The organism is Rhodoligotrophos sp. CJ14, from assembly GCF_038811545.1.
GTDB classification, from domain to species: domain Bacteria; phylum Pseudomonadota; class Alphaproteobacteria; order Rhizobiales; family Im1; genus Rhodoligotrophos; species Rhodoligotrophos ferricapiens.
The window spans coordinates 1,397,203-1,415,650 of the sequence record NZ_CP133319.1; the positions used below are offsets into that span (position 1 = coordinate 1,397,203).

Genomic DNA, 18,448 nt, shown 5'->3' on the forward strand with positions numbered 1-18,448 from the left:
TCTGTCACGCGCCTGTAACGCGTCGGTCCTAATGCGGTCTGGAACGGTTCCAGACTACATTAGGCCGACCCGAGGTGTCATTCCCATGACCGAGCATACCCCCGATGGACGTCAGATCTTTCGCACCAGCCGACTTGAGGAGGCCGATGGCGAGGGACTGAACCCGACCAATAACCGGACCATTGGAGACATCATCGCCGCGCGCTTCTCACGCCGAGGCTTCCTGGCCGGCTCGCTGGCCGCAACCGCCATTGCCGCAACTGTGAGCCCCATGGCCTTGCTCGCCGCCAGTGACGCGCAAGCCGGCATGCCGCCCCAGTCCCGCTTCACCTTTACCGAGGTTGAGGCCGGCGTTGATGAGACCCATCACGTGGCCGAAGGCTACGACGCCGATATTCTCTTGCGCTGGGGCGATGGCATCTTTCCCAACTCACCCCCGTTCGATCCAGCCAACCAAACCCCGGAAGCCCAGGCCCGCCAGTTTGGCTACAACAACGATTATGTCGGCTTCATTCCGCTGGATGGCGCCGATGATCGTGGCCTGCTCGTGGTCAATCACGAATACACCAACGAGCATCTGATGTTCCCGGGCATCGTCTCGATTGTCGACGGCGAGATCAAGGTCGCCGATCCCGATGCCAAGCGGGTTGACATCGAAATGGCCGCCCATGGTGGCAGCATCGTCGAGATCCGGCGCGTCGACGGTAAATGGCAGGTGATCAAGAACAGCCCCTATAACCGCCGTATCACCGCCACGACCGAAATAGAGATCACCGGTCCGGCCGCCGGCAATTCGCGCATGCAGACCAAGGCCGATCCGTCGGGTCGCAAGGTGCTTGGCACCGTCAACAACTGCGCCGGGGGCGTCACACCCTGGAACACATATGTCATGGCCGAGGAGAATGTTCACGGCTACTTCTTGGGCGAACTTCCCGAGGGCCATCGCGAGACTGCCAACTACAAGCGCATGGGCATCCCTGAGGGGACCTATGCCTGGGGCAAGTTCCACGAGCGCTTCGATATCGGCAAAGAGCCGAACGAGCCGAACCGGTTTGGCTGGGTTGTGGAGGTCGACGCGCTCGATCCCAATGCAACGCCGAAGAAGCGCACGGCGCTTGGTCGCTTCAAGCACGAAGGTGCAGAATCCATTGTCGCGAAGAATGGCAAGGTCGTCTTCTATCTCGGCGATGACGAGCGTTTCGACTATGTCTACAAATTCGTGACCGCCGGCACCTTCAACCCGAGCGACCGTGCCGCCAATATGGATCTCCTGGACGAGGGCACCCTCTATGTGGCGAGATTCGAGGATGATGGCACGCTCAACTGGCTGCCCCTCGTCTTTGGCGAGGGCCCGCTGACCCAGGCGAACGGATTCGAAGCCCAGGCGGATGTGCTGATCGAGACCCGCCGCGCCGCCGATCTCCTCGGCGCCACCCCGATGGACCGGCCGGAGGACGTGCAGCCCGACGGGCTGAACGGCCGTGTCTATGTGATGCTGACCAACAACACCAAGCGCAAGGAGGCCAATGCCGCCAATCCGCGCGTGAACAATGCCTTCGGCCACATCATCGAGATTGCCGAGCAGGATGGCGACTTCAGCGCCACCAAGGGCACATGGGAGATCCTTCTGCGCTGTGGCGACCCATCGATCGCCGAGGTCGGCGCGACCTTCTCCACCGAAACCACGAGGAACGGCTGGTTTGGCATGCCCGACAACTGCGCGATCGATGCGGACGGCCGCCTCTGGGTCTCGACCGATGGCAACTCGCCGAAAGAAACCGGTCGCACCGATGGGCTGTGGGCGATCGATACGGAAGGTGCCGCGCGCGGAACCTCCAAGCTGTTTTTCCGGGTGCCGATTGGTGCGGAGATGTGCGGCCCGCTCCTGACGCCGGACATGACCACCATGTTCGTGGCCGTGCAGCACCCCGGCGATGGCGGTGAGGATTGGGAGAAATTCGGCCGGCCCTCCTATTACGAGGACCTCTCCACCCGCTGGCCGGATTTCCGCGATGACATGCCAGTGCGCCCCTCTGTGGTCGTCATCACCAAGCAGGGCGGGGGCAAGATCGCCTGAGCGGGTACATGACCGGGCTCTCCACCCGACCGGGCACATGGATGTAACCGAGTGACCTGTAAATGCCCTCTTGGCGCTGCCGGCCGCATCCCGCAATCTGGCACGATGTCGGCACAGCCCCGTTGGTATGTGCCGGACCTTTCGAGGAGCGAGTGTTCGAATGAGCCTGCATCTTAACGTGATAATCGCCAGCACGCGCCCCGGCCGCGTTGGGTTGCCCGTCGGTCAGTGGTTTTATGACTATGCCAAGAACCATGGCAGCTTCGATGTTCACCTGCTGGACCTTGCCGATTTCAACCTGCCGATCTTCGACGAGCCGCACCACCCGCGCATGCAGAAATACGAGCATGAGCACACCCGGCGCTGGGCCGCGGCGATCGCGCCCGCAGATGCCTATGCCTTTGTCGTGCCGGAATACAATTTCGGGCCGACACCGGCCTTGGTGAACGCGCTCAACTATCTCTATCTCGAATGGAACGACAAGCCGGCCGGCTTCGTGAGCTATGGCGGCGTCTCCGGCGGCATCAGGTCCGTGCAGCAGACAAAGCTGCTGGTTACCACTCTGAGGATGATGCCGATTATGGATCAGGTCATGATCCCCAACGTGCACGGGCTGGTGAAGGACGGCAAATTCGAGGCGCAGGACGTGCACACCCAGAGCGCGGATGCCATGCTGAAGGAGCTGAAGCGCTGGGCCGAAGCCCTCAAGACCATGCGGAGCAAGGCGTAAGGCATTTTCGGAACGATCTGAAACGCGCTCTGGCCGAGCGCACATCCAGCGTGAGTGCGTTCAGGCGATATCGAACCCGAGGCGGACGATGCTCTCGCTGCCTCGGGCCGTGGTCGAGGAACGATCCGGAAACACGCCCATGGACATATGCTGCATGCCCATCGCCGCCGGGCTCTCCTCATTGGCCTCTGACAAGGGCGTGTTGATGTCATTGATGAACAGCGGCAATCCCGTATAGCGCAGCGAAATGTCCAGCGAATCCTGCCCGGCGGTCGCCTGAATGGTGAGCGGCTGCTTGATGAGGCGGCCCTCCTTCAGCAGCAGGATCGCCTGCTCGACATTGGCAACCACCCGATCGATGGTCGCCGTGTTGAGATGCCATTCCTTGGCATTCTTCTGCAGGCTCGTGCGGAGGCTGCCCAACGCCTCATCGGATTGTTTCCACAGGATGATCTCGGTCTTGTGGGAGGCAATGCGGAAGATCAGCAACAGGCCGATCGCCACGATGAGGCTCACCGCGAGGTCGCTATCCGCGAAGATCCTGACCCAAGAAGGCAGATGGGCAAAAAACTCCGGGCTCACCATACGTGTGAGCGGCACGAGCAGCCCGAGACCGATGATGAAGGTCGAGCGCAGGTCGAGCACCCGCGAGATCATGAGCTGTAAGCCGCTCGCCAGCATGATCGAGGCGGTGAACACGAGCAGCGCCCCCGCCACCGACATCGGCAGTTGCAGGAAGGCGTCCGCAACCTTGGGCACGAAGGCGAGCACCACCAGCACGGCCGCGCAGGCATAGGCGATCACCCGGCTCGTAACGCCCGTCGCGATCGAAACCCCGACCAGGCTCGGCGCAATATTCATGCCCGGCGCTCCCAGTGCTCCACCCAGGGCGCATCCAAGCCCGTCGGCCAGCACGCCTTTACGCAGATTGCCGAAATCGGGCTTGATCCACGAGGCATCATTGGCCTTCTGGCACGTCGTCACCACACCCACCGTGCGCAGCGTCGCAGCAAGCCCTGCGGCAAGAAAGGTCGGCAGCAGCGCGAGATCCGGCTTGAAGGAGATATAGCTGAGGTCGGGTATGGCAAACCACGGGGCAGCGGCGAGCTGCGAGAAGCTTGCCGCGGTAAACAACCCAGCAATCAGCGCAGCCGCAACCCCGGCGATCAGCCCGAGCAGCGAGCAGACGAGCTTCCAGACGCCTTTCCCCCAGATGGTCAGGCCAATGGCGGTGGCCAGCGTGATCACCGAGACCAGCACGTGCCTTGCGAAATCCGGCGAGCCGACATTGCTCACATCCAGCGTCTGCTGCATGCCGACAATGCCGAGCTGCAGTGCGATCACGCAGATGGTGAGGCCGCTGATCGTCGGCTGCATGATGATGCGCAGCCTATGGAGAAACGGTGAGAGTGCGGCCTCGACCAGGCCGGCAAAGAGGGTCATCGCGAACACGGCCGGAAGCCCTCCGGTCTGTGCGGCGAGGATCGAAGGTCCGAGATAGATGGCAGAGAAGACCGGTGGCGCCATGAAGCCCGACCCGACCGGCCCGCGCGGCAGCGCCTGCAGCACCGTGGCGATCGCGGCCGCAATCATCGCCATGCTCACCGCGCTGCGCGCCACATCCGGCGCAGCCCCGGCCGCACGGACGATGATCACCACGATGACGAGATAGACCGACAGCAGGAAGGCATACTGAATGCCCAGCAGCACCACCTGCAGAAGCGGCGGATGATCATCAACGCCGAAATCGATATTGGCAGGCGGTCTCGGCAATGCGCGGCCCCCATGCGCAACGCGGCCCATGAACAGCCGCGCCTCCCCCCATTGCTTATCGCTCAACCTGACAACACTGCCAATACGAAAACGGGCAAAGCTGCCGTGACCGGTGCCGGTCGAGCCAGGCGAATAGCGAGAAAACCACGTCATCACCGGGCTTGGCCCGGTGATCCAGAGCGCTGACGGCATCGGTATCGCACATTCCCCTGGCCGCCCCGTTCCAAGCAGGGCAGCCAGGGCTTGTCACCTCTCGCTGATCACGCCGCCTGCTTGAGCCCAGCAGGCGTGCCATTGATCAGGAGCCCATTGTCATCCGCCGACACCGTGACCGTATCGCCGTCATTGATCTTGCCGGCGAGGATCTGCTCGGCCAACGGATCCTGCAGCGACTTCTGAATGACGCGGCGCAATGGCCGCGCGCCATAAGCCGGGTCATAGCCACGCCGGCCGAGCCAGTCCCGCGCCTTGTCATCAAGATCGATGGTGATCTTGCGATCGGCAAGCAGCCGCTGCAGCCGCTCGATCTGCACATCCACGATCTTGCGGATCTGATCGGCCTTGAGCCTCTGGAACAGCAGAATCTCGTCCAGCCGGTTGAGGAACTCGGGCCTGAAGCTCGCGCGCACGACATCCATGACCTTGCCGCGCACCGCTTCCACCGGTTCATTCTCCGGCTGGTTCACCAGGATATCCGCGCCCAGATTGGACGTCAGGATCACGAGAGTGTTGCGGAAGTCCACCGTCCGGCCATGGCCATCGGTCAGGCGGCCTTCATCGAGCACCTGCAGCAGGATGTTGAACACATCCGGATGGGCCTTCTCCACCTCGTCGAACAGCACGACCTGATAGGGCCGCCGCCGCACCGCCTCGGTGAGCGCTCCGCCTTCCTCGTAGCCGACATAGCCGGGCGGCGCGCCGATCAGCCGGGCAACCGCGTGCTTCTCCATATATTCCGACATGTCGAGCCTGAGCACTGCCTGCTCGTCATCGAACAGGAACGAGGCCAGGGCCTTGGTCAGCTCCGTCTTGCCGACGCCCGTGGGACCCAGGAACAGGAACGAGCCGATCGGTCGATTCGGGTCCTTGAGCCCGGCACGCGCGCGCCGGACAGCGGTCGAGACCGCCTCGATCGCCTCATCCTGGCCGATCACGCGCTTCGCCAGCTCGAGTTCCATCCGCAAGAGCTTCTCGCGCTCACCCTCGAGCATCTTGTCGACGGGAACGCCGGTCCAGCGCGACACCACCTGGGCCACGTGATTATCGGTGACGGCCTCGTCGACCAGCGCGCCTTGCTGGGCCTCCTCCGTCTCCTTGAGCTTGCGCTCGAGCTGCGGGATGACCCCATAGGCAAGCTCGCCCGCACGGGCGAGATCACCGCGCCGCTGCGCCTGATCGAGCTCGATCCGGGCCTGGTCCAGCTCCTCCTTCAGCTTCTGGGCGGAAGAGAGCTTTTCCTTCTCCGACTTCCAGCGCTGGGTGAGCTCGGCCGACCGCTGCTCCAGCTCGGCAAGTTCCTTCTCCAGCCGCTCCAGCCTGTCCTGCGAGGCCCGATCCGTTTCCTTGCGCAGCGCCTCGCGCTCGATCTTGAGCTGAATGACCTTGCGATCGAGCTCGTCGAGCTCCTCGGGCTTCGAATCAACCTGCATCCGCAGCCGCGACGCCGCCTCGTCGATCAGGTCGATCGCCTTGTCCGGCAAGAAGCGGTCGGTGATATAGCGGTTCGACAGCGTCGCTGCCGCCACGATCGCCGCATCCGTGATGCGCACCCCGTGATGCAGCTCGTATTTCTCTTTCAGGCCACGCAGGATCGAGATCGTATCCTCGACCGTCGGCTCGGAGACGAATACCGGCTGGAAGCGCCGCGCCAGTGCGGCGTCTTTCTCCACATGCTTGCGATATTCATCGAGCGTGGTCGCACCGACGCAATGCAGCTCGCCCCGGGCCAGCGCGGGCTTCAGCAGGTTGGAGGCGTCCATCGCCCCGTCCGCCTTGCCGGCACCGACCAGCGTATGCATCTCGTCGATGAACAGGATGATATTGCCCTCGGTCGACGTCACTTCTTCGAGCACCGCTTTGAGGCGCTCCTCGAATTCGCCACGATACTTCGCACCGGCAATCAGCGCACCCATGTCGAGCGCCAACAGCCGCTTGTCCCGCAGCGATTCTGGCACGTCGCCATTGACGATCCGCAGCGCCAGCCCCTCGACGATGGCTGTCTTGCCCACGCCCGGCTCGCCGATTAGCACCGGATTGTTCTTCGTGCGCCGCGACAGGACCTGGATGGTCCGCCGGATTTCCTCATCGCGCCCGATCACCGGGTCGAGCTTGCCATCCCGCGCCGCCTCGGTCAGATCCCGCGCATATTTCTTGAGCGCATCATAGGCATTCTCCGCCGATGCCGTATCGGCGGTGCGGCCCTTGCGCAGCTCGTCAATCGCCTTGTTGAGGCCGACGGGCGTGACGCCCGCCTCCTTGAGAATCCGGGCAGCCTCCGTGCCCTGCTCGAGGGTCAGCGCCTGCAGCAGCCGCTCGGCCGTGACATAGCTGTCGCCAGCCTTTTGGGAAAGCTTTTGCGCATTATCGAACAGCCGCGCCGTCTCAGGCGCCATATAGAGCTGGCCAGCGCCGGATCCTTCGACCTTCGGCAGCTTGGACAGGGCCAGCGCCGTCCCCTGGCGCGCGGCATTCACGTCACCGTCAGCGGCCTTGATCAGGCCGGCGGCCAGCCCCTGATCGTCGTCCAGCAGAACCTTGAGAATATGTTCGGGCGTAAACCGCTGATGCCCTTCACGCAGGGCCAGGCTTTGTGCCGACTGAAGAAAGCCCCTCGCCCGCTCCGTGAACTTCTCGATATCCATGCAGCACCTCTCTCAGCACGCCGCGACGTGAGCCCTCTTCAGAGGCACATGTGTCGGGCGCCTATATTGATGTCAGGGATATGGCTCCGAAGACCCGCTCCGGCATCTTCCTCGCGCACAACCTGCGGTGAAGATATAGGTGGGCAAGAGGCTGGGACAAGAAGCCTAACCACGCCCCATGCGCCTGAATTTTCGGACTGGTGAGCAGCGGGTTTACGCCCCCCTCACAAGGGTGGATCGACCTTGCAGCTGCCGACCGCCAATGTCGGTGTGGCGCCGGCCACGGCCAGCGGTGCCGTGCGGCTCTGGCTCGCGAGATATCGGCCTGGCGAGCGTCTGACCTGCTTGTAGATGGTGGTGATGGTGATGCCGCCGGTCTCGCTGATCTCGAGCCAATTTATGGTCTCGGGCGTGTCCAGCCGCTCGGTTCGACCGCCCTGATCATCCGCCCGCCCGGCAGACGAGGTTGTCCCATCGCCGGCTTCCGTGAGAGACCATCGCGTGACCGTATCGGCTCTGGTCCGTTCGATCTTGCCCTCGACGGCATTGAAGCCGGACATCCGGTCGAAAGTGCACTCCACATGCCGCTCAGCGGCCGCGGCGCCTGCAATTGATATGAACAGTAATGCCAACCCTATGCGAACCAGCACCTCGCCTCCCCTGATGATCGCTTGCTCGCAACATAGACCCCGCCCGGTCCGCCGTCGACCATGCCCCTGAACACGTTCGCGCGTGATGAAGCCCCACGCCCCTATTGCCGTCCACCTCCTTCGATGCGAGACCTGCTACTGTGAAACGGTTCCGCACAGATCCGCCGTGGTTCCATGGATATACGCCAGCTTCAGTATCTCGCAGCACTCGCCCGGGAGAAGCACTTCACCCGGGCAGCCAGCGCCTGCAATGTCACCCAGCCGACACTCTCGGGGCGCATTCGCCAGCTCGAGCAGGAGCTCGGTGTGCCCATCGTCGAGCGTGGCCAGCGCTATGTCGGATTGACGACGGAAGGTGAACGCGTCCTGAAATGGGCGCTGCACATCCTTGATGCCTGGTCATCCCTCCATCAGGAGATCGAGCAATTCAAGCAGGGCCGCACCCAGCTAGCCGGCCGCCTGGCGCTCGGCGTCATTCCATCGGCATTGCCTATGGCGGCGCGGCTGACCAGCACCATCCAGCGGCAATATCCGGAGGTCGATATCGCAGTGATCTCACAGACCTCGATCGAGATTCTGCGGTCCCTCGAGGAATACACGATCGACGCCGGTGTCACCTATCTCGACAATGAGTCGATCGAAGGCTTCATCTCGGCCCCGCTCTATACCGAGCGCTACTGTCTCTTCGTGCATGATGAAAGCCCGATGGCCAAGCGCGCAACGGTAACCTGGGCCGAGGCGGCCCAGCTGCCGCTCTGCCTGCTCACGCCGAACATGCAGAACCGCCGCATCATCGACAATGCCTTTCGCGCTGCCAACACCAAGCCGGTGCCGCGGCTCGAAACGGATTCGGTGATCCATCTCTACGCCAATGTGCGTCACACGGGCCTTGCCGCGATCATGCCCGAATATTTCTTCGAGCTCTTGGGGCCGATGCCGAATATTCGCGCCATTCCCTTACGCAAGCCGGACGTTGCCCACGAGGTCGGGCTGATCGCGGTCGACCGTGAGCCGCTGCCGCCGCTGATCACCGCCATTCTCGACGTGATCGCGAGCATGAAAGCGACGCAAAACCCATCGCATGCGCCATAGACGCCGCCAATGAAGCGATTGATGCAAGCGATTTGGATTCTGGGCCCGGGGAGATTAGATTCAATAAAGACTGCGCCCTTGATGGCGTCGAGCCCGGGATGGTTACGAGATGGAAGTTGCCCGCCGAAATGCCTCGGGAATGCACCCCGCCGAGCGCCGCTTGGATGAAGATGCGCTCGCGAAGATAGATGCGATCACTGAGCGCCATCACAACCAGCCTGACGCCCTGATTGAGATCTATCACGAGGTGCAGGACGCATTCGGCTATATTCCCGAAGGCGCCCTGCCCAGGATCGCGCGGGCCCTCAACATCTCACGGGCGGAAGCACGCGGCGTCTTCACCTTTTACCACGATTTCAGGGCAGAGCCTGCCGGCCGCCACGTCGTGAAGATCTGCCGGGCCGAATCCTGCCAGGCCATGGGCTGCCGCTCTCTCGAGGCCTATGCCAAGCAGCGCCTGGGCATCGGGTTGGGCGAAACCACCAGCGATGGCGAAATCACGCTGGAAGCAGTATATTGTCTGGGTAATTGCGCGCTCTCGCCGGCCGTGATGATAGATGGCCGGCTCTACGGGAAGGTTGACCCTGACCGTTTCGACGCGCTGGTTGAGAATGTCAAGCGGAGGGCCGCATCATGATGGCCGCCCGCCTCTATATTCCCGGTGATTCCGCCGCCTGTTCGGTCGGCGCGGACGAGGTTGCTGCTGCGATCGCGGCAGAGGCCGCCGCCCGCGGCATCAGCCTCACGATCGTGCGCAACGGCTCACGCGGCATGTTCTTCCTGGAACCCTTGGTCGAGATCGCGACGCCCGAAGGCCGCATCGCCTACGGACCTGTGACACCGGCCGATGTGAAGGGCCTGTTCGATGCCGGTTTCCTGGAGGGCGGCCCCCATCCCCTCGGCCACGGGCTCACCGAGGAGATCCCTTACCTCAAGAACCAGGAGCGGCTGACTTTCGCCCGCTGCGGCGTGATCGATCCCTTGAGCCTCGATGACTTCATCGCCCATGGCGGATATGCCGGTCTGCAAAAGGCGCTCACCCTCGCGCCGGCTGATGTCGTGGCCGAAGTGACCGCATCGGGCCTGCGCGGACGCGGCGGCGCGGGCTTCCCCACTGGCATCAAGTGGAAGACCGTGCTCGACGCGGTATCCGACCAGAAATATGTCTGCTGCAACGCCGACGAAGGCGATAGCGGCACCTTCGCCGACCGCATGCTGATGGAAGGCGATCCCTACGCCCTGATCGAGGGCATGACCATTGCCGGCATGGCGACGGGCGCCACCAAGGGCTTCATCTATATCCGCTCCGAATATCCCGACGCGATCCGTGTGATGAAGCAGGCCATCGCCATGGCCGAGGCGTCGGGTTGGCTCGGTGGGGATATTCAGGGCTCGGGTCGCAGCTTCGATCTTGCGGTGCGCACCGGCGCGGGCGCCTATATCTGCGGCGAAGAGACCGCCATGCTGGAGAGCCTCGAAGGCCGCCGCGGCACGGTCAGGCCAAAGCCGCCCATCCCGGCGCTGGAAGGCCTGTTCGGCAAGCCCACCGTCATCAACAACGTGCTGAGCTTCGCCGCCGTGCCCACCATTCTGGAGCGCGGCGCCAAATTCTATGCCGATTTCGGCACGGGCCGATCACGCGGCACCCTGCCCTTCCAGCTTGCCGGCAATATCAAACGCGGCGGGCTGGTGGAAAAGGCCTTCGGCGTGACCTTGGCCGAGCTCGTCTATGATTTCGGCGGCGGCACCGCCTCCGGCCGGCCGGCCCGCGCCGTGCAGATGGGTGGTCCCCTCGGCGCCTACCTGCCGGTTTCACTCTTCACCCTGCAGCAGGATTACGAGACCTTCGCCGAGAACAGCGCCATGGTTGGTCATGGCGGCCTGGTTCTTTTCGACGACAGCGTCGATATGCTCGAACAGGCCCGCTTCGCCATGGAGTTTTGCGCAATCGAGTCCTGCGGTAAGTGCACGCCCTGCCGCATAGGCTCAACCCGCGGCGTCGAGGTGATCGACAGGATCGCCGCGGGCATTGACCGCGAGCGCAATCTGAACGTGCTCGCCGATCTCTGCGAGACCATGACCGATGGCTCGCTCTGCGCCATGGGCGGGCTCACCCCCATGCCCGTGATGAGCGCGCTCCGCCATTTCCCCGAGGATTTCGAACCGCGCCAGACGCTCGATGCGGCGGAATAACAAAGGTGCTCCGATGACGCTGATCAAGGAACTCGACTACGGAACGCCAAAGAGCACGGCCACCGAGCTCGTGACGCTGGAGATCGACGGCCAGGAGGTCACCGTCCCAGCCGGCACCTCGATCATGCGGGCAGCTATGGACCGCGGCGTGCAGATTCCGAAGCTCTGCGCCACCGATATGCTGGAGAGCTTCGGCTCCTGCCGGCTATGCCTCGTGGAGATCGAGGGGCGCAAGGGCACACCTGCCTCCTGCACGACGCCCGTGGCGCCCGGCATGAAGGTGAAGACGCAGACCGAGCGTCTCGCCCGCCTGCGTAAAGGCGTGATGGAGCTATATATCTCCGACCACCCGCTGGATTGCCTGACCTGCTCGGCCAATGGCGATTGCGAGCTGCAGGACATGGCCGGCGCGGTTGGCTTGCGCGAGGTGCGCTACGGCTATGACGGCGACAACCATCTCGATGCCGCGAAGGACGAGAGCAATCCGTATTTTACCTTCGATCCAGCCAAGTGCATCGTCTGCTCGCGCTGCGTTCGCGCCTGCGAGGAGGTGCAGGGCACCTTTGCACTGACCATCGATGATCGGGGCTTTGCCTCGCATGTGTCGGCCGGCATGGATGAAGGCTTCCTCTCATCCGAATGCGTATCCTGCGGCGCCTGCGTCCAGGCTTGCCCCACCGCCACTCTCACCGAGAAATCGGTGATCGAGATGGGCCAGCCCGAGCACAGCGTGCTCACCACTTGCGCCTATTGCGGCGTTGGCTGCTCCTTCAAGGCCGAGATGAAGGGCGAGGAAGTGGTGCGCATGGTGCCCTATAAGGATGGTGGCGCCAATGAAGGCCATTCCTGCGTGAAGGGCCGCTTCGCCTTTGGCTATGCCACCCACAAGGATCGGCAGCTCAAGCCGATGATCCGTGAGAGGATCACCGATCCTTGGCGCGAGGTGAGCTGGGACGAGGCGATCACCTATGCCGCCACCCGCCTGAAAGACATCCAGGCCAGATATGGCCGCGGGTCGATCGGCGGCATCACCTCTTCCCGCTGCACCAATGAGGAGGTCTATGTCGTCCAGAAGATGATCCGCGCGGCCTTCGGCAACAACAATGTCGATACCTGCGCCCGCGTTTGCCACTCGCCCACTGGCTATGGTCTGAAGCAGACGCTCGGCACCTCAGCCGGCACGCAGGATTTCAAGAGCGTCGCCAAGGCTGACGTGATCATGGTCATCGGCGCGAACCCCACCGATGCCCATCCGGTCTTCGCCTCGCGCATGAAGCGGCGGCTGCGGGAAGGCGCCAAGTTGATCGTGGTCGACCCGCGGCGCATCGAGCTGGTGAAGTCCCCTCACGTCAAGGCCGCCTACCATCTGCCGCTGCGCCCCGGCACCAATGTCGCCGTGATGAACGCCATGGCCCATGTGATCGTGACCGAGGGCCTGGTCGATCGCGCCTATGTGGAGGAGCGCTGCGAGCCCAAGGACTTCGCTCTCTGGGAGAAATTTATCAGCGCGCCCGAGCATTCACCGGAAGCCGTTGAAGCGATTACCGGCGTGCCCGCGGCCGAGCTGCGCGCCGCGGCAAGGCTTTATGCCTCCGCGCCCAATGCGGCGATCTATTACGGCTTGGGCGTGACCGAGCACAGCCAGGGCTCGACCATGGTCATGGCCATGGCCAATCTCGCCATGGCCACCGGCAATATCGGCCGAGAGGGCGTCGGCATCAATCCGCTGCGTGGCCAGAACAACGTGCAGGGCTCATGCGACATGGGCTCGTTCCCCCATGAGCTCACCGGCTACCGTCACATCTCGGACACGACGGTGCGTAGCCAGTTCGAGAGCTTCTGGAACGTGCCCCTCGATCCGGAGCCTGGCCTGCGCATCCCCAACATGTTCGCCGCTGCCATCGACGGCTCGTTCAAGGGCCTGTTCGTGCAGGGCGAAGATATCGCCCAGTCCGACCCCAACCTCAAGCATGTGGGCGAGGCGTTGGAATCGATGGAATGCGTGATCGTCCAGGACCTGTTCCTGAACGAGACCGCAGCCTTCGCCCATGTCTTCTTCCCCGGCACCTCCTTCCTCGAGAAGGACGGCACCTTCACCAATGCCGAGCGCCGCATCAATCGGGTACGCCCGGTGATGAAGGAGAAGCAGGGCATGTCGGAATGGGAGATTGTCTGCCGGCTCTCGGCGGCTCTGGGCTATCCCATGCACTACAACTCGGCCGCCGAGATCATGGACGAGATCGCGGCCCTCACCCCGAGCTTTGCGGGTGTCTCCTTCGACCTGCTCGATCGGGTTGGCAGCGTCCAATGGCCGTGCAATGAGAACGCGCCTGAGGGCACACCGGTCATGCATATCGGCAAATTCGTGCGCGGCAAGGGCCGCTTCATGATCACCGAATTCGTGGCGACACCCGAGCGGACGAACCGGTCCTTCCCGCTGATCCTGACCACCGGCCGCATCCTCAGCCAGTATAATGTGGGCGCGCAGACCCGGCGCACCGAGAACGTCGCCTGGCACAATGAGGACGTGCTGGAGATCCATCCCTTCGATGCGGAGGATCGCGGGATCAACGATGGCGATATGGTCTCTCTCACCAGCCGCATCGGTGGCATCACCTTGCGCGCCGTCATCTCCGATCGCATGCCGCAAGGGGTGGTCTACACGACCTTCCACCATCCCATGACCGGCGCGAATGTGATCACCACGGAATATTCCGACTGGGCCACCAGTTGCCCGGAATACAAGGTGACGGCGGTCCAGGTCACGCGCTCGAACCAGCCCTCCGATTGGCAACGGGAATGGGAGGTGCGCGAGACCGAGCACAAGCGGGTGGGGATCAAGCCGCTGGTCGCGGCGGAATGAGGCCATGAGCGGTATCCCGGCCCGCGCGCTCGACAAGGCGGATGAGAGCTCGTCCGTCATGGTCGAAGCCACGGCCTATGGCGCTCACGATACCAGCGCGATCAGCTGGGCATTGGCCGAAGAAGTGCCGGTCGCGCTGATGTACAATTCAGAGCCCTACGCGGTGATGATGGCAAGCCCCGCTGACCTCAAGGACTTCGCCATTGGCTTCTCGCTTTCGGAAGGCGTTATCGAGGCTTACGCGGATATCCTCCAGGTGCTGGTCATGCCGGTGGAGGGCGGGTTTGCCTGCGACATCGCAGTGAGCGACCAGGCTCTCGCCGAAGCCCGTAAGCCCAGGCGTGCCATCGAAGGCCGCTCTGGCTGCGGCATCTGCGGCGTTGCCGAGATCGGCGAAGTGGTGCGGCGTCAGCGCAAACTGGCGCCCTTGCGCCTTGATCCCAAAGCGGTCACGCGCGGCTTTGCCGAACTCGGCCGCCATCAGCCCATGAACCGGGTCAACCACTCCGTTCATGCAGCCGCCTGGTGCTCGCTCGATGGTGAGGTCCTGATCGCCCGCGAGGATGTTGGCCGCCACAACGCCTTGGATAAGCTCCTTGGTGCGTTGGTGGCGAAAGGTTTCGACCTGAGCGATGGCTTTGTGGTGATGTCGAGCCGCTGCAGCTTCGAACTGGTTCAGAAGGCGGCAACCTTGGGCGTGCGCGGCCTTGCCACCATTTCCGCCCCCACCGCCCTCGCCCTGGCCCTCGCACGCGAGGCCGGCCTGGCGCTTTCCGCCAAAGCGGGCGAGCGTGTCGTTCTCTTTCCCACTCTTTGAGACTGTCCCGCGATGCACGACGCTGACCTCATCCGCATGGCGAACCAGATCGCCACCTTTTTCAAGGCCTACCCTCATGACGAAGCCGTGCGTGAGACCGCAAACCACATCAAGAGCTTCTGGGACCCGCGCATGCGCCGGCAGATTCATGAGATCGGTCAGCGTGCCGATCACGGCCTCGATCCCGTGGTGATCGAGGCGCTGACGCAGGTTCCCGTGCCCGCACCTGTTACCTCATGACCGACTCTGCCCCGGGTCACAGAAGCTGGTCAGAATGCTCGCCAGAAACCGGATCCTGGTGATGCGCCAATGTCTCATGCACCCCGGAATGGGACGCCTCGCCATGGGCCAGGACATGCGGATCTCCGCCCCCAGTCTTGATCGCCGCAGCATTGGGCACAATAGAAGCAATCTCTGCCTTGTGTTTCCAATCAAGCACTAGATCGAGGGCTTCTTTGCTCTTGCCACGGTCCACCATATCCCCGACTGTTTTACGGAGGTCCTTGTCTTCTTTGAGAGGGCCACTCTCACCATGAATCCATTTGAGCATGTCGTCGACCCGACCCTGATCCGCCAAGGCGATCATTTCCCGGCGAAAGTCGAATTCCAAAGCCTTCTCCCAGGTTGGTGAGTCCGCTCTGTCGATGGATCTGATCCCGGAGACATCCAGGATGATCGGGCGGTTGTTTACGTGATCCGCTCTTGCGAAGAGATTGTGAGGCTCTGGCACAAGCTCTCGCCCAATACTCGCAAGACTATCGTTCAAGAACGCTTCCTCAGAACGATTGAGAGCTATCGGTATCACGCCCCTGTCGACGGGAATGACCGGCCCTTGCAGCGCATGTGTTCCATCCGGCAATGTGACGGCTTTGACTTCTGCATATTCGGGAAAGCCCGTGGCCCTTTGGACCTCAGGCCAGATCCGTTCGAGCCGCTCAGGTTGCGTTAATGGATCAGCGGGGTTCTTGGCGACCTGATAGACGTGATCCCCCCACCGATACTCCAGAATGCCAGACAGAAAGCCACGCGGAGGAATGCCAGTGGCCTTCAGTTCACTTATGGACTCAGGCGGGACATGCCAGACCGGCCGCTCATATTGAGCGGCCATTTCGCTCGCCGTTGGAGATTTTGAAAACACTTTACCGAGAAAACCTGAAATATTTACCATATCTTCTGTCTATCCCTAGCCATGATTGGCTTGTATTTCCAATAGGATCCTGAGCTACCGAAACTCACAATCCTGCCGATCTAAATAATCTTGGATATGCCCCCCTTCGCGCCAACATTAAGGCCGCCATCCCCACGATCCCAAGGTCTCTCGATGTCTCAATCGCATACCCTGACAAACCCCCTGCTTGCGCCCTGGAACACGCCTTTCGAAGCACCTCCCTTCTCGGAGATTCGGCCAGAACACTTCCAGCCGGCATTCGAGGCGGCCTTTGCCAGCCACGCCAATGAAATTGCGGCTATCCGTGACAATCCGGAGAAGCCGACCTTCGAGAACACCATTCTCGCCATGGAGCGGGCTGGACGTGATCTCGACCGTGTCTTCAGCGTTTTCTTCAACCTCACCGGCGCCGATACGAGTGACACCCTGCAGAAGATCGAGCGGGAGATCGCTCCGGCCTACACGCGGCACTTGAGCGCGATCTACCTGGACGGCGACCTGTTTGCCCGCATCAAATCGCTTTACGACAGTCGGAAAGCGGTCGATCTATCACCGGAGCAAGCCCGCGTCCTCGACCGCTACCACATCCGGTTCACACAGAATGGCGCGGGTCTCGCCCCCGCGGAAAAGCGCAGGCTAGCTGAAATCAATGAGCGGCTCTCGGTCCTGGGCACCACGTTCGGGCAAAACGTTCTCGCTGACGAGCGCAGCTATGCACTCGTGCTTGATGGCGCGGAGGATCTCGCAGGCCTTCCTGATTTCGTGATTGAGTCGGCAGCCGAGGCGGCACGTGACCGAGGTCTGCCCGGCAAGCACGTCATCACCCTCTCACGCTCGAGCATCGAGCCATTCCTGCAATATTCCGCCCGCCGTGACCTGCGAGAGGCCGCCTTTCGCGCCTGGACCAGCCGCGGCGAGACTGGTGAGACCGATAACCGACCCATCATTGCCGAGACAGTCCGCTTGCGGGCCGAGCGCGCGCGCCTGCTGGGCTATGACAGTTTCGCCGCCTATCGTCTGAAGGATACCATGGCGGGTTCACCCGAAGCCGCCCTTGACCTCTTGCAGGCGGTCTGGACACCGGCCCGTGAGCAGGCGCTGCGCGAACAAGCCGCCCTCCAGGCGCTGATTGCCGAGGAGGGCGGCAATTTCGACATCAAGCCGTGGGACTGGCGCTATTATGCCGAACGCAGGCGCAAGGCCGAGTTCGATCTGCAGGAAAGCGAGATAAAGCCTTACCTGCAGCTCGAGAAGATGATCGAGGCGGCCTTCTACACCGCCAATCGCCTGTTTGGGCTCACTTTCTCAGAGCGCGACGACGTCCCCATATACCACCCCGATATGCGCGTCTGGGAGGTGAAGGACGCGGAGAACAACCATATCGGCCTGTTCTTCGGCGACTATTTCGCCCGCGCCAGCAAGCGCAGCGGCGCCTGGATGAACAGCTTCCGCGATCAGCACAAGCTGGACGGCGACACAAGGCCCATCATCGCCAATGTCATGAATTTTGCAAAGGCCGCGCCCGGAAGTCCGTGCCTTCTAAGCTTCGATGACGCCCGCACCCTCTTCCACGAGTTCGGGCATGCCCTGCACGGGCTGCTCTCGGATGTCACCTATCCCTCGATTGCCGGCACCAATGTCAGCCGCGATTTCGTGGAATTTCCCTCGCAGCTTTACGAGCACTGGCTGGAGCGGCCGGAAATCCTCAAGCGCTTTGCCCTGCATTATCGGACGGGTGAGCCCATGCCGGATGCACTCATTGAGCGCCTGCTCAAGGCACGCCGCTTCAATCAGGGCTTTGCAACCGTGGAATATTGCGCCTCAGCCCTCATCGACATGGACTTTCACCGGATGACCGATCCAGGCGATCTCGATGTCACCGCATTCGAAGCGGAAAGCCTGAAGCGCATCGGCATGCCCGAGGCGATCACCATGCGGCACCGTCCGCCCCACTTCCTCCACGTGTTCCAGGGCGGAGGCTATTCGGCCGCGTATTATTCGTATCTCTGGTCTGAAGTGCTCGATGCCGATGGTTTTGAGGCCTTCGAGCAGGCCGACGACATTTTCGATTCCGAAACCGCCGGGCGCTTGAAGGAATTCGTCTACTCCGCGGGCAATCGCCGCGAGCCCATGGACGCCTATATGGCCTTCCGCGGGCGCCCGCCAAAGCAGGATGCCCTTCTTCGCGGCCGCGGCCTCGTCTGATCCCCTTGAGCGATCGCTC

General features: G+C 62.6%; 13 protein-coding genes. 9 read left to right on the forward strand and 4 right to left on the reverse strand.

Annotated features, from left to right (window positions below):
* The first annotated feature begins 85 nt into the window (after positions 1 to 85).
* Together RCF49_RS06460 and RCF49_RS06465 are read left to right on the forward strand one after the other, a co-directional pair.
* On the forward strand, positions 86 to 2,077 hold the full coding sequence (locus tag RCF49_RS06460) for a PhoX family protein (protein ID WP_342643216.1): 1,992 nt from the start codon (positions 86 to 88) through the stop codon (positions 2,075 to 2,077).
* A 160-nt stretch (positions 2,078 to 2,237) separates the two neighbouring features.
* On the forward strand, positions 2,238 to 2,807 hold the full coding sequence (locus RCF49_RS06465) for an NADPH-dependent FMN reductase (protein WP_342643217.1): 570 nt from the start codon (positions 2,238 to 2,240) through the stop codon (positions 2,805 to 2,807).
* Positions 2,808 to 2,867: 60 nt separating this feature from the next.
* Here the strand turns inward: RCF49_RS06465 and RCF49_RS06470 are convergent, their stop codons facing one another.
* The 3 genes from RCF49_RS06470 to RCF49_RS06480 form a co-directional block, all read right to left on the reverse strand.
* On the reverse strand, positions 2,868 to 4,772 hold the full coding sequence (locus tag RCF49_RS06470; protein WP_342643218.1) for a uracil-xanthine permease family protein: 1,905 nt from the start codon (positions 4,770 to 4,772) through the stop codon (positions 2,868 to 2,870).
* A 68-nt stretch (positions 4,773 to 4,840) separates the two neighbouring features.
* Complete coding sequence (gene clpB, locus RCF49_RS06475) at positions 4,841 to 7,441, reverse strand: ATP-dependent chaperone ClpB (RefSeq protein WP_342643219.1); 2,601 nt, start codon at positions 7,439 to 7,441, stop codon at positions 4,841 to 4,843.
* A 224-nt stretch (positions 7,442 to 7,665) separates the two neighbouring features.
* The gene (locus tag RCF49_RS06480; protein ID WP_342643220.1) at positions 7,666 to 8,091 is read right to left on the reverse strand and encodes a hypothetical protein; all 426 of its coding nucleotides are present in this window, start codon (positions 8,089 to 8,091) and stop codon (positions 7,666 to 7,668) included.
* A 174-nt stretch (positions 8,092 to 8,265) separates the two neighbouring features.
* On the opposite strand from RCF49_RS06480, the gene RCF49_RS06485 reads away from it, so the two are divergent.
* The 6 genes from RCF49_RS06485 (at position 8,266) to RCF49_RS06510 (ending at position 15,296) form a co-directional block, all read left to right on the forward strand.
* Entirely contained in the window at positions 8,266 to 9,183 is a 918-nt protein-coding gene (locus RCF49_RS06485; protein WP_342643221.1) for a LysR family transcriptional regulator, read from the forward strand.
* A gap of 109 nt (positions 9,184 to 9,292) precedes the next feature.
* Positions 9,293 to 9,820: a formate dehydrogenase subunit gamma gene (locus tag RCF49_RS06490; protein ID WP_342643222.1), complete on the forward strand. Its 528-nt coding sequence runs from the start codon at positions 9,293 to 9,295 to the stop codon at positions 9,818 to 9,820.
* The gene (locus RCF49_RS06495; RefSeq protein ID WP_342644136.1) at positions 9,820 to 11,376 is read left to right on the forward strand and encodes a formate dehydrogenase beta subunit; all 1,557 of its coding nucleotides are present in this window, start codon (positions 9,820 to 9,822) and stop codon (positions 11,374 to 11,376) included. The genes RCF49_RS06490 and RCF49_RS06495 overlap by 1 nt, the downstream gene beginning before the upstream one ends.
* A gap of 13 nt (positions 11,377 to 11,389) precedes the next feature.
* A complete protein-coding gene (fdhF, locus tag RCF49_RS06500) occupies positions 11,390 to 14,239 on the forward strand; it encodes a formate dehydrogenase subunit alpha (protein WP_342643223.1) in 2,850 nt (949 codons plus the stop codon).
* A 4-nt stretch (positions 14,240 to 14,243) separates the two neighbouring features.
* Entirely contained in the window at positions 14,244 to 15,056 is an 813-nt protein-coding gene (fdhD, locus tag RCF49_RS06505; RefSeq protein ID WP_342643224.1) for a formate dehydrogenase accessory sulfurtransferase FdhD, read from the forward strand.
* A 12-nt stretch (positions 15,057 to 15,068) separates the two neighbouring features.
* Positions 15,069 to 15,296: a formate dehydrogenase subunit delta gene (locus tag RCF49_RS06510; protein WP_342643225.1), complete on the forward strand. Its 228-nt coding sequence runs from the start codon at positions 15,069 to 15,071 to the stop codon at positions 15,294 to 15,296.
* Between the two features lie 16 nt (positions 15,297 to 15,312).
* Here RCF49_RS06510 and RCF49_RS06515 read toward each other — a convergent pair whose 3' ends face one another.
* Positions 15,313 to 16,224: a hypothetical protein gene (locus RCF49_RS06515; protein ID WP_342643226.1), complete on the reverse strand. Its 912-nt coding sequence runs from the start codon at positions 16,222 to 16,224 to the stop codon at positions 15,313 to 15,315.
* 153 nt (positions 16,225 to 16,377) lie between these two features.
* On the opposite strand from RCF49_RS06515, the gene RCF49_RS06520 reads away from it, so the two are divergent.
* Entirely contained in the window at positions 16,378 to 18,429 is a 2,052-nt protein-coding gene (locus RCF49_RS06520) for a M3 family metallopeptidase (RefSeq protein ID WP_342643227.1), read from the forward strand.
* Positions 18,430 to 18,448 lie beyond the last annotated feature (19 nt).